This window comes from Microtetraspora glauca (genome assembly GCF_040656155.1).
Classification (GTDB): Bacteria; Actinomycetota; Actinomycetes; order Streptosporangiales; family Streptosporangiaceae; genus Microtetraspora; species Microtetraspora glauca.
This window is the reverse complement of record NZ_JBFALK010000013.1, coordinates 1-12,022: the sequence shown is the minus strand read 5'-3', so window position 1 is coordinate 12,022 and position 12,022 is coordinate 1. Positions and strand designations below refer to the sequence as shown.

Sequence of the window (12,022 nt, the reverse complement as noted above, 5' to 3'; positions counted from 1 at the left end):
CATGGTTATGAAAATCATTTTCTGTGGGCACCGTGATGATGCCACAGCGAGGGGCGCGGGCGAAGGAGAACCGCGGAGGTAAGGCGGCGCGGCGAACGGTGAAACGGACGGCGTGGGCGCGCGGGCCGGCCGGCGGGGAGGGTCAGGCGGCGCGGAGCGTCAGGCGGCGGGGAGGGTCAGGCGGCGCGGAGCTTTAGGCGGCGCCGGGAGCGTCAGGCGGTGGGCGGGGTGAAGAGCGCGACGATCCTGGACAGCGTGGGGCGCAGCGTGTCCCAGTCCTCGGCCACGGTCGTCCAGGTCAGCACGCTGGTGGTGGCCCCGGTGGAGAGCACCCGGCGGAACTGGTGGTAGGTCACCCCCTTCTCCAGGTGGTTCCTGGGGGAGGACGCGCGCGGCCGGAAGGTGAACTCCCAGTCCGCCGCGGTGCCGTGCTCGCTGGACACGGAGGCGAGGCGGAGCCGCTGGTAGCCCTTCACCTCGGGATAGAAGATCGCCTCGGCCTCGCGCAGCGAGCCCAGGGCGTCGGTTCCGCTCTGCCGGGTGATCTCGATGTCGAACCGCGCCCGCGACGACGGATCGAGCCACTGGTACACGGCCTCACGCCCGACGGAGGTGAACCGCACCCAGTCACGGGGGACGGCCGCCCGCCACCCGTGGTCGGGCGGGCTCGGCCGGTACCACTTCAGCTTCAGCCTCGCGGCGCGTACGGGGCCGGGCGACGGTGTGACGGCGGCCGGTGACATGGCCGGTGTCGCGGCGGGCTCCGCCCCCGGCGTCCGGGCCGCCGGAACGGCGGGACCCCCGGTTCCGGCGAGGGGGATCCGCTCCATGCCCTCCGCGACGCCGGGCCGCGACATGGCCCAACCGCCCACCGCTCCCGCGACGACGACCGCCGCCGCCACCCCCGCGACCAGCCTCGTACGGCTCCCGCCCCGCGGCCGGGCCTGCGGCTCGGGGGCGGGTTCGAGGTCGGCGAGCATCCGGTCGGCGTCCTCCGGGGTAAGCCGCTTTCTCGGATCCCTCGCCAGCAGGCCGCCCACGACGGGCCGCAGCGCTTCGGGCACCGGTGCCAGGTCGACCATCCGATCGGCGGCGCGAGGAGGCCGGTGGGTGACCGCCGTGTGCAGCGTCGCGCCGAGCGCCCACAGGTCGGAGGCCCGGGTGGGGGCCTGGGTGGGGCCGTTCGTGGGGGCGCCGCCGTCCACACGTTCGGGCGCGAGGAACGCGGCCGCGCCGCGGACGGCGCTGACCGGATCTCCGTGGGCCGGGGATCGGCCGGGAACCTCCCGCGCGAACGCGGGGTCGCCCGCGAGCACGCTCACGCCGAAGTCGGCGAGCAGGATCCGGCCGTCGTGGCCGAGGAGCACGTTCGCCGGTCGCACGTCGCCGTGCCGTACCCCGGCCGCGTGCGCGTAGGAGAGCGCGGCGAGGACCTGGCGCGTGATCGTGGCGGCTCGCGGGACGGGGAGCGGCCCGTCGCCGGCCACCACGCCGTCGAGCGAGCGGGAGCGGACCAGCTCCATGACGATGTACGGGGTGCCGTCCTCCTCCGCGAAGTCGTGCACGGCGGCGATGTTCGGGTGGTGGAGCCGTTCGGCCTGCCGCGCCTCCGCCGCCAGCCGGCGGAGGATCTCCAGGCGGCGGCTCTCGCGCAGTCCCGCGGGGAGCAGCACCTCGCGGACGGCGACGGGCCGGTCGAGCAGGCTGTCGTGTCCCTCCCAGACGACGCCGGTCGTGCCCTGGCCGAGAGCACGCACCAGCCGGTAGCGCCGGACGATCAGCTGCCCCGGAGTTCCCATCCTGCCTGCCTCTGCACAAGGGCAAATATCACTGGATCGGGAGTCTTGCACAACTAGGGAGCGTTCTGTGGATCTTTGCCGTGGTGGCCGTCGGCGGGCCGGCGATCCCGGAGGCATGCCTCAAAGGGGCGGAAGGGACCCGCTCGCTATATGGGCCAAAGTGATCTCGGTGAGCGTGGTCCGCTCGTGCTCGCGCAGGGCGGTCCAGACGCCCGCGAGCGGCCCGGCGACCCCGGGGAACCGCTCGCTCTGCGGCCACACTCCTTCGATGACCACGATGATGTCGGCCAGGGAGATCTCGTCGGCGGGCCTGGCCAGCCAGTAGCCACCGTCGGGGCCGCGCTGGCTGTTGATCAGACCGGCCCTGCGGAGCTGCAGCAGGATGTTGTCGAGGAACCTGCGGGGAATGTCCTGCGCCGTCGCGATCCGCTCCGCGGGCACGGGACCGGGTGGCGCCGCCGCGAGTTCGGCGGCGGCGCGCAGGGCGTACTGGGTACGGGCGGAAAGCCGCATGCGCCGTAGGGGTCACGCCCCGGTGAGGGCCAGCGACCGCGAGCCCGGATTGGGCCGCACGTTGACGGTGTCGCCGGGGTTCAGCGCGAGCTGTTCGGCCACGCCGCGCGTCACCTGCACCCAGGCGTCTCGGTCGCCGATCTGGAGCTCCACCCTGACCTCGAAGCCGAGCCGGACGACGCGGGCGACCGTCGCCTCGCTGCTGCCCGGCCGGGGGTCGGCGGTGATCTCGATGTCGTGCGGGCGGACGAGGTTGCCGCCGATCTCCGTGACCGGGCCGAGGAAGCGCATGACGAACGGGTTGGCCGGATTGTCGTAGACGTCCGCCGGGCTGCCGACCTGCTCCACCGCGCCGTCGGCGAGGACCACGATGGTGTCGGCGACCTCGATCGCCTCCTCCTGGTCGTGGGTGACGAACACGGTCGTGACGTGGACCTCGTCGTGCAGACGGCGCAGCCAGGTCCGCAGCTCCTTGCGCACCTGGGCGTCGAGGGCGCCGAACGGCTCGTCGAGCAGCAGCACCTCCGGCTCCACGGCCAGGGCGCGGGCCAGGGCCATCCGCTGGCGCTGGCCACCGGAGAGCTGGGACGGGTACCGGTCGGCCATCTGCTCCAGATGGACGAGTTCGAGCAGCTCCATGACCCGCTTGCGGATCTCGGCCTTGGGCCGCTTGCGGATCTCCAGGCCGAAGGCCACGTTGCGGTAGACCGTCATGTGCTTGAAGGCGGCGTAGTGCTGGAACACGAACCCCACGTTGCGCCGCTGCGGCGACAGCCGGGTCGCGTCCACACCGGAGATCAGTACGGTGCCGGTGTCGGGGTGCTCCAGCCCGGCGATGACGCGGAGCAGGGTCGACTTCCCGCCGCCGCTCGGTCCGAGCAGCGCGGTCAGCGACCCCGAGGCGACGTCGATGGAGACATCGCGCAGCACCGGGGTGGTCCCGAAGGACTTGTTCACGTCGCGTACTTCGATGGCCATTTCAGTCCTTTGGGCGCAGGAGCCTGGTGAGCAGCAGGGTGACGACGGCGAGCAGGGCGAGCGCCGTGGCCGCCGCGAACGCGGCTGGCTGGTCGAAGTTCTGGAAGCGTTCCTCGACGAACAGCGTGAGCGTCTGGGTCTGGTCGACCAGGCGCCCGGAGACGACGGCGACCGCGCCGTACTCGCCGAGGGACCGGGCCAGACACAGCACCACGCCGTACGCCAGGGCCGACCGGATGCCGGGGAGCGTGATGCGGAGGAACGTCTGGAAGCGGCTCGCACCGAGGGTGTGGGCGGCCTGCTCCTGCTCGTCGCCGAGTTCCTCGAGGACGGGGACGACGGCGCGGACCACGAGCGGCAACGCCACGAACACCGTGGCGAGCACCATGCCCGGCGTGGAGAAGATGATCTGGATGCCCCAGCTCTCCAACTGGCCGCCCACGGGGGAGAACCTGCCGTACAGCAGGATGAGCGCGAGCCCGACGACGACGGGGGACACGGCCATCGGCAGGTCGATGAACGCGCTGAGCAGCCGCTTCCCGGGGAACTCGTGCCGTACCAGCAGGAGGGCCGCGCCGACGCCGAAGACGGTGTTGGCGACGACCGCCCACAGCGCGACTTCGAGGGTGACGCGGAACGCGTGCAGCGCCGAGGGCGAGGTCAGCGCCTCGACGAACGGGGCGAGGCCGTCGCCGAACGTCCTCCAGACGATCAACCCGACGGGGAGGACCAGGAGGAAGAGCAGGTAGGCGACGGCGATCGTACGCAGGCCGTACTTAGCCACGGCGGCTCCCCCATCGTTGCAGGAGGTCGAGCGAGACCAGCGCGACCAGGGCCACGATCAGCAGGACGGTCGAGATCGCCGCGGCGCCCGTCGTGTTGTCCCCCTCGATCTGGCTGAAGATGTTGACCGCCGCGACCTGGGTCTTGAACGGGAGGTTGCCCGAGATCAGGACGGTCGAGCCGAACTCCGAGATCGCCCGGGTGAACGCCAGGGCGGTGCCGGACAACATCGCGGGCACCAGGTTGGGCAGGATGATCCGCCGGAACGTCTGGAACGGGCTCGCGCCGAGGGAGGCCGCGGCCTGCTCCATGTCCTTGTCCAGCTCGATCAGCACCGGCTGGACCGTACGGACGACGAAGGGCAGCGTGACGAAGAGCAGCGCGAGGCCGACTCCGGCCCTGCTGTAGGCGAGGTTCACCCCCAGCGGGCTCTCCGGGCCGTACAGCGCGAGGAGGACCAGGCCGGCGACGATCGTCGGCAGCGCGAACGGCAGGTCGATGAGCGTGTCCACGATCGCTTTGCCGGGGAAGCGGTCGCGGACCAGCACCCAGGCGATGATCGTGCCCAGCACGAGGTTGATGAGCGCGACGATCGCCGAGGCGCCGATCGTCAGGGTGAGCGCGGCCCAGGCGTCGGGCGTGGTGACCGCCCTCCAGAAGTAGCCGAGCCCCTCGTCGGTGGACCGCCACACCACGAGGGCGAGCGGGATCAACACGATGAGGCTCAGGTACAGCACGGCCGAGCCGAGGCCGAGGGCGGTGCCCCCGGAGATGCGTGCGCGCCGCCGCGCCCCCGCGCGCGGCGGGGGAGCGGGGCGGGTGGCGGTTTCCGCAGTCACTTTGAGCCGATCACTCCGCGTCGGTCATTCCGGGTCGGTCATTCCGGGTCGGTCATTCCGGGTCGGTCATTTCGGGGAGATCGTTCTGGGGAGATCGTTCGGAGCCGGTCGCTTCTCGGGCCGGTCATTGCTCGGGCCGGTCATTGCTCGGGCCGGTCACTTCTCGGTCGCCACGCCGAGCTTGCGCTCGATCTCGGCGACCTTGCCGGTCTTGGCGTCGAAGAACTCGCTGGTGATCTTGTCCCAGCCGCCGATGTCCTCGATGGTGAAGAGCTGCGGCGGGTTCGGCCAGGTGAAGCCGTTCACGCCGTCGGTCACCGGGCGGTAGCCGTTCTTGGCGAAGATCGTCTGTGCCTCGACCGAGTAGAGGTACTTCAGGAAGGCCGCGGCCTCCTTGGGGTGGGCGGAGTTCTTGGTGACCGCGACCGGGTTCTCGATCAGGAGCGTGGCGTCCGGGACGACGTACTCCAGCTCCTGCTTGTTCTGCTGGGCGAAGATCGCCTCGTTCTCGTAGGTCAGCAGCGCGTCGCCCTTGCCGCCGGTGAAGGTCTGCAGGGCCTTGCGGCCGCTGTCGTCCTGGACCGGGACGTTGTGCAGGAGTGAGTCGAGGTAGGCGAGCCCGGCGTCCTGGTTCGCGCCCTTGTCCGACTTCGCGCCGTATCCGGCGAGCAGGTTCCAGCGGGCGGCGCCCGAGGTGAAGGGGTTGGGCGTGATCACCTCGACGCCGGGTTTGATCAGGTCGTCCCAGGTCTTGAGGCTCTTCGGGTTGCCCTTGCGGGTGCCGATGACCACGATCGACTTGGTCAGGATGCCCTTGGTGGGGCCGCTGTTCCAGTCCTCGGCCACGAGCCCGGCCTTGACCAGGCGGGTGATGTCGGTCTCGAGGGAGAACTCGACGATGTCGGCCTTCAGCCCGGACGCCACGGCCCGGCTCTGGTCGCCGGAGGCTCCGTACGACTGGGTGAAGGTGATGTTCTTCCCCTCGGGCGTCTTCTGGAAGGCGGCGATGATGTCCGTGAAGGCCGCCTGCGGGGTGGAGTAGGCGACGAGCGCCAGTTTGACCTTGCCGTCCCCCCCGGAACCGCTGCCTCCCCCGCAGGCCGTGACCAGGGCGGTGGTCGCGATGACGGCGGCCGTGATCCCCCGTAGCCTGCGAACGCTCATGGGCTTCTCCCTGCTTTTCCTACTAAATGAGTCGGCTTAGCAGATATTGAAGCCCAAGGTGATATTCCCGTCAAGCCCGGTAGGTTTTTGTGCCAAGGGTGGGCGGCCGGTCAGCAGATGGTGTCCAGCGACTGCGCGGTGCCCGGCGACGACGTGCCCTTCGGCGTGTGAGGCGACCACCGGGGAGCATGCCGGGGACGTGGATGCTTGTCCCGTGGATGCTGGGGGCGCAGGGCCTTGCCGACCTCGCGCCGGATGAGGTCCCAGTCGGGATCGGCCGTGTTGACCAGCGGCGGCACGAACTGCAGGCTCCGGATGTGCGCGCTCTTGATCTTCTCGGAGAGGTCGAGCATCGCGGGCAGCATGCTCTGCGGCACGTCCGTCGTCACGTACCGCTTGGTCGCGTCCGCGATCCGTTCGAAGCCGCGCAGCACGGCCATCGGATCGGCCTGCTTGGCTACGGCGTTGAGCAGGCACTTCTGCCGTCCCATCCGCACATAGTCGTCGCTGTCGGTGCGCGACCGGCCGTACCAGAGCGCCTGCTGGCCGTCGAGCCGGCGCCGGCCCGCCTCCAGCACGCCGCCCTCCAGCCCGTACGGGATGTCCTGCCTGATGGTGACCGTGACGCCGCCCATCGCGTTGATGACCTGGGCGAAGCCCTTCATGTCGAGCATGGCGTAGTAGTCGATGTGGACGCCGAGTATCCCGCCCACGGTGTCCCTGAGCAGCCGCATTCCGCGGTCCCGATGCGTTCCCGGGACGATCGCCGGATGGTCCTCGGCCCACTGGTACACCTCGTTGAGCAGCCCGGGCGTCGTCTCGTCGCCGTCGCCGGAGAACCCCCACGGGAAGGCGTCCCTGGCCGGGCCCGCGGGCATCGGCACGTGTTCCAGGTTGCGGGGCAGCCCGAACAGCACGGTGTCCCCCGTACGGGTGTCCACGCTCGCGACGGTCATGCTGTCGGTGCGCGCCCCTGGACGGTTCTTCGCCGCGTCCGCGCCGACCAGCAGGATGTTCAGCCGTGGCTTCCTCGCCCATGGGTCCTGCCGCAGCGGCACCCCGCCGTTGAACACTGTGAGCAGGACGTCCCTGGACACGTAGGCCAGCCGGCCCGCGTACGCCATGGGGGCGATCACGAGTACGCACAGCAGCGAGATCACGCCCCTCGCGATGCCGCGCTCCACCTTGTCCAGATCCGGCGGGCGGACCAGCCGGTACGAGGAGACGATGACGGCGGACCAGCAGAACCCGATCGCCAGCGCCGTCATGATCAGACCGGTCAGCCAGTTCGGCCGTACGGCCAGTTCGAGCAGGGCGGGGCGAAGCGCCGTGACGGCCATGGCCACGGTCGCGAGCAGCACGGTGTACGCGCCCGCGAGCGCGAGCCCCGTCCTGGTCCGGCCCGCCACCAGATGGGCGATCCCCCAGACCATGGCCGAGGCGAGGGTCAGCCCCAGCGCCTGTCCGAGGTTCCGCCAGTCGGTCCGCATCCGCAGCACTCCACGTCCGGGTATCCGTCGCTACTGCCCGCCGAGCAGGCGTCATAACAGATTAGTAACGGAACCCGTGGAATCGCGGTCAGCTTGCCGTGCAGCTGTCCTGGGTCGCGTCGAAGCCCTCGACGTCGTCCAGGGTCTTGGGCGGCTTCAGGCCGCGCCAGTCGGCGCCGAGGACGAGGACCAGCGTCTGGGTCTGCGCGTTCTGCACGAGGTAGGTCTTCGACGTCACCAGCTCGCGGTAGAGCCGTGGAGCCCGGCTCGCGCCGTTGGGGGAGTACTTGATGAACGTCTTGGTGTACTGCTTCCGCGCGGTGACGATCTTCTGGATGTGGTAGCCGCGCTGCTCCAGCTCGGCGGCCACCGCGGCGCCGGTGCCCTGCCTGCCGCTGCCGTTCTCCACGATGATGTGGATCTGGGACTTCGGGATCTTCTGCTCGCCGCTCTTGACGCCCTTGCTGATCTGGTCGGCGGCGACCATCTTGAACAGGCGGCCCGCCTGCGGCTGGACCCACTCCACCCGGCCGGGATTGGTGACGGAATAGCGCCACGGCGTGGTCACGAACCGGATCTGCCCGGCGGTCAGGCCCTCGGCGCTCACCGCGAGATCCTTCATGACCCCCACGGTGAGGTCGGGGTCAGTGGTGATCGACTTGGTCACCGCGTCGAGGAAGCCGAAGAGCGTCTTCGGATCGGTCAGCGTCTCGCCGCTCATCGCCTTCTTGGCCATCGAGGCGAGGAACATCTGCTGCCGCTGGATGCGGCCGATGTCCGAGCCGTCGCCGAGGCTGTAGCGGGCCCGTACGTATCCGAGCGCCTGCTCGCCCTGGAGCACCTGCCGACCGGCGGCCAGGGTCAGCCGCGCCTTCCTGTCGTCGATCGCCTCGGGTACGCAGACGGGTACGCCGCCCAGCGCGTTGACCATCGACTTGAACCCGGTGAAGTCCACCTTCACGAAATGGTCGATGTGGATGTCGGTCAGCGCCTCGATCGTGCGCCAGGTGCACGCGACGCCGCCGGAGTTGAACGACTCGTTGATCATGCCGACGTGCGCCCGCTGCCCGGGGAGGCCGTTCTTCGCGGGGCAGGAGGGGAGCTGGACGAGCGAGTCCCTCGGGAAGCTGATCAGCATCGCGCCGTCCCGCTTCGGGGAGATGTGGGCGAGGATGATCGTGTCGGTCCGCTCGCCCTCGAACTTGCCGTACTTGGCGTTGGCCCCGTCGCGCTGGTCGGAGCCGACGATCAGCACGTTCATCGCCTTGCTGATCTTGACGGGTCGGGGACCCAGATCCTGCTTGGCCACGACCTCGTGCTTGACGTTACCGGTGAGCTTGACGTATCCGCCGACGAGGAAGGTCACGCCGCCGACCACCACGCCGAGGACGCCCGCCAGCGTCGCCCACAACCAGGCCCGCCACTTGGGCGGGGCGAGCGGCGCGGGCGGCTCCTCCACGGGAAGCGCAGGACGCACGTCGACAAGACCCACGTTCTTAACTCCTGAGAATCGGACGAGGGCTGTCACCCGCGTCAGAGAGCCCGATACCGGCAAATCGCGGAAAGTGTAGCGATCTACCTTGAACGCCGCGTATCGCCATGTTGGCAACCAGGCTGCAAGCGGTGGTCAAGCGGGCGTCCCTATCCCTGTGACGTATGAAGCAGGCGAAAGGTTGTGAAATATGGCGCGAAACGCGCTGCTCGTCGCCGCCGCCGCGGGACTCGTCCTCCTCATCGGCGGCGTGTTCGGCATGAGCTCCCTCTCCACCATGTCCTGGGGCGTACCGATCTTCGTCATCGGTCTGTTCCTACTGATCATCGGTGTGACGGCGTTCGTCGCCAGGCTCGCGGGAGGCCAGGGGCCGTCCACCGGCGTACTCGGGCGCATGAAGGACTTCATGGGCACGGGCAACCAGGAACTGATCGGCACCGGGGTTCCGTGCCGTGCCCTGATCACCGCGATGCGGGACACCGGGACGATGGTGAACGACCAGGTGGTCGTCGCCTTCGATCTCCAGGTCCAGCCCACGGGCGGCCGGCCGTACCCCGTGAACCACCGCCAGATCCTGCCGCGCCTCCTGATGGGTGCCGTCCTTCCTGGCAGGGTCGTCCAGATCTGGGCTGATCCCGCGGACCCGCAGCGCCTGGCCATCGACTGGTCGGCCCTCCCGGCCCAGAACCTCTGAGATCCGGTACGGCGGCGCCGTACCGGATCCTCATTGTGCAGGCGGCATGGTGTTCCCGCTGCGAAAGCGGAAGTATGCTTCCCCCATGCATCGTTCGTCGTGTCTGAGCTGGTGGCGCTCCTCGTAGGAGCGGCCACTTTTCGCGCACGACCCCGGGCCGTTCGGATGGACGGCCCTTTTCGATGCTCTCCCCGGTCAAGGGGGCCTCCTCTGGATGGCGAACCATCCACACGCCAGGAGGACCTCATGACGACCGTCACCGAAAGATCGACGACCACCGACGCCGCGCTCAGCGCGGCGACCGGCGCACCCGCCCCCGTACTGTCCCCGCCCGGCGGCACGAGCCCCCAGGACAGCGGGAACAACGGGGAGAACGGGGAGAACGGGGAGAACGGCGGGACGATCGCCGAGACGAGAGCCGGTGTGAGCGCGGCCCAGCGGCGCAGCGCCGAGCTGGAGGAGCTGATCCGCCGGGAACCCGGGCGGTTCCGCGTGCTCACCGGTGACCGCCCGACGGGGCGGCTGCACCTGGGCCACTACTTCGGCACCCTCCACAACCGGGTACGGCTGCAGAACCTCGGGGTGGAGACCTTCCTGATCATCGCCGACTACCAGGTCCTGACAGACAGGGATGTCGCCGACCGCCTGAACGAGCGGGTGGAGGACCTGGTCCTGGACTATCTCGCCGTGGGCATCGATCCCACGCGGACCACGATCTTCGCGCACAGCGCCGTCCCCGCGCTCAACCAGCTCCTGCTGCCGTTCCTCAGCCTGGTCTCGGTGTCGGAGCTGAACCGCAACCCGACCGTCAAGGACGAGATCGCGCACTCCCGGCAGTCGGCGGTCAGCGGCCTGATGTTCACCTACCCCGCCCACCAGGCGGCCGACATCCTGTTCTGCAAGGCCGACGTGGTTCCGGTGGGGCAGGACCAGCTTCCCCACCTGGAGCTCACCCGGACCATCGCCCGTCGCTTCAACGACCGGTACGGCACGGGCGCGGCCCCTGTCTTCCCGGAGCCGGACGCCCTGCTGTCGGCCGCGCCGCTGCTGCTGGGCACCGACGGCACCAAGATGAGCAAGAGCCGGGGCAACGCGGTCGGCCTGGCGGCGAGCGCCGACGAGACCGCCCGCCTGATCCGGGGGGCGAAGACCGACGTCGACCGGCACATCACCTACGACCCGGAAGCCCGGCCCGAGGTGTCCAGCCTCGTCCTCCTGGCCGCGCTGTGCCTCGACCGCGACCCCCACGACGTGGCCGCGGAGATCGGCGGCAGAGGGGCCGCCGCCCTGAAGGCGACCGTCACCGAGGCCGTCAACGAGTACCTGGCCCCCATCCGCGAGCGCCGCGCCGACTACGCCCAGGACCTGGGCTTCGTGCGGCAGGTCCTGCACGACGGCACCCGGATCGCCAACGAGGTCGCGGAGACCACGCTCGGAGAGGTTCGGGCCGCCATGAAGACCGTCTACTGAAGTGCCGAGTGGTTCAAGGGTCAGGAGCGCTTCAAGGTTCAGGAGTGGCCCAAGAGCCAGCAGTGGTTCACGGGCCACAGGTCTCCACTCGACGGTGAGACCTCCGTAGGCGCCGGAGATCGCGGGAACCGACGGCTGACGAGGTCCTGTATCCCGTTCAGGGCCTCGTCACCACCAGTTGTAGATTTCCCGTACCTGCCCTCGTGGCACCTCGCCCACCTTCGAGGCCCTGCGCTCTTCAGGTCACGGGCCGTCGTCAGGTCGTCACGCGGTCGTCAGGTCACCCGCCGTCTTCGAGGTCGCCTGCCGTATTCAAGGCCAACGGCGAGTGAGGCCCGCCCCATCGATCCTGTGTTCTCCCATCCGCCCGCGTGCTGCCGGAAGCCGATTGCGGTGTACGGAAGCCGAATGGGGCTGTCCGGAGCCGACCACAGGGGTACGGAAGCCGTCGCGTGGCGCCTGTGTACTGGCGGGCGCCCGTAGTTGGTTGCCCCCTATGGAGGAAGACGACAGCGAAGGGACGCAATGCAAGGGCGCGAGGTGGCCCTGAACGAGGTGGCCCTGAATACGGGCGCTCCCCGCCCATCTTTACCGGGATGCCCAACCTCGAAAACGACATTCAGCAGTTTGCGCACAAAGAGTACATGTGTGACTACCGAGGGTTGTTTATAGAACGTGTGAGCGATATATTTGCCGCTAAGCGGCGAGAGAGGGAAGGGAGGCGTAATCGGATGATTGTTTCGGGTGGCGTGCTGCTGTCACGTCACGCGGAGGGCTCAGAGGAGTCATGTGGGCTGCCG

The 12,022-nt window shown here is 69.5% G+C and carries 11 protein-coding genes; 3 read left to right on the top strand and 8 right to left on the bottom strand.

Annotation, left to right across the window (positions count from 1 at the left end; genetic code table 11):
* Positions 1-212 precede the first annotated feature (212 nt).
* The 8 genes from AB0I59_RS22965 to AB0I59_RS22930 form a co-directional block, all read right to left on the bottom strand.
* Entirely contained in the window at positions 213-1,799 is a 1,587-nt protein-coding gene (locus AB0I59_RS22965; protein ID WP_358135852.1) for a serine/threonine-protein kinase, read from the bottom strand.
* 120 nt (positions 1,800-1,919) lie between these two features.
* A complete protein-coding gene (locus tag AB0I59_RS22960) occupies positions 1,920-2,312 on the bottom strand; it encodes an RrF2 family transcriptional regulator (RefSeq protein WP_061256235.1) in 393 nt (130 codons plus the stop codon).
* Positions 2,313-2,324: 12 nt separating this feature from the next.
* Entirely contained in the window at positions 2,325-3,290 is a 966-nt protein-coding gene (locus AB0I59_RS22955) for a sulfate/molybdate ABC transporter ATP-binding protein (RefSeq protein WP_061256237.1), read from the bottom strand.
* Position 3,291: 1 nt separating this feature from the next.
* The gene (locus AB0I59_RS22950; RefSeq protein WP_228648705.1) at positions 3,292-4,074 is read right to left on the bottom strand and encodes a sulfate ABC transporter permease subunit; all 783 of its coding nucleotides are present in this window, start codon (positions 4,072-4,074) and stop codon (positions 3,292-3,294) included.
* Entirely contained in the window at positions 4,067-4,912 is an 846-nt protein-coding gene (cysT, locus tag AB0I59_RS22945) for a sulfate ABC transporter permease subunit CysT (protein ID WP_061256240.1), read from the bottom strand. Before cysT ends, AB0I59_RS22950 begins: the two co-directional genes overlap by 8 nt.
* A 156-nt stretch (positions 4,913-5,068) precedes the next feature.
* Positions 5,069-6,076, bottom strand: coding sequence for a sulfate ABC transporter substrate-binding protein (locus AB0I59_RS22940; protein ID WP_061256242.1), 1,008 nt, complete (start codon positions 6,074-6,076; stop codon positions 5,069-5,071).
* A gap of 110 nt (positions 6,077-6,186) precedes the next feature.
* Positions 6,187-7,566, bottom strand: coding sequence for an LCP family protein (locus tag AB0I59_RS22935; RefSeq protein WP_358135846.1), 1,380 nt, complete (start codon positions 7,564-7,566; stop codon positions 6,187-6,189).
* A gap of 88 nt (positions 7,567-7,654) precedes the next feature.
* Positions 7,655-9,058 carry an LCP family protein gene (locus tag AB0I59_RS22930; protein WP_358135843.1) on the bottom strand — a complete coding sequence of 468 codons (1,404 nt, stop codon included), beginning with the start codon at positions 9,056-9,058 and terminating at the stop codon, positions 7,655-7,657.
* Between the two features lie 190 nt (positions 9,059-9,248).
* On the opposite strand from AB0I59_RS22930, the gene AB0I59_RS22925 reads away from it, so the two are divergent.
* The 3 genes from AB0I59_RS22925 to AB0I59_RS22915 form a co-directional block, all read left to right on the top strand.
* On the top strand, positions 9,249-9,752 hold the full coding sequence (locus AB0I59_RS22925; RefSeq protein WP_061256247.1) for a hypothetical protein: 504 nt from the start codon (positions 9,249-9,251) through the stop codon (positions 9,750-9,752).
* Positions 9,753-9,998: 246 nt separating this feature from the next.
* Complete coding sequence (gene trpS, locus AB0I59_RS22920; protein WP_358135839.1) at positions 9,999-11,222, top strand: tryptophan--tRNA ligase; 1,224 nt, start codon at positions 9,999-10,001, stop codon at positions 11,220-11,222.
* A gap of 596 nt (positions 11,223-11,818) precedes the next feature.
* Positions 11,819-12,022 (top strand): hypothetical protein (locus tag AB0I59_RS22915; RefSeq protein WP_358135837.1); only part of this gene is annotated, 204 nt, incomplete at its 3' end.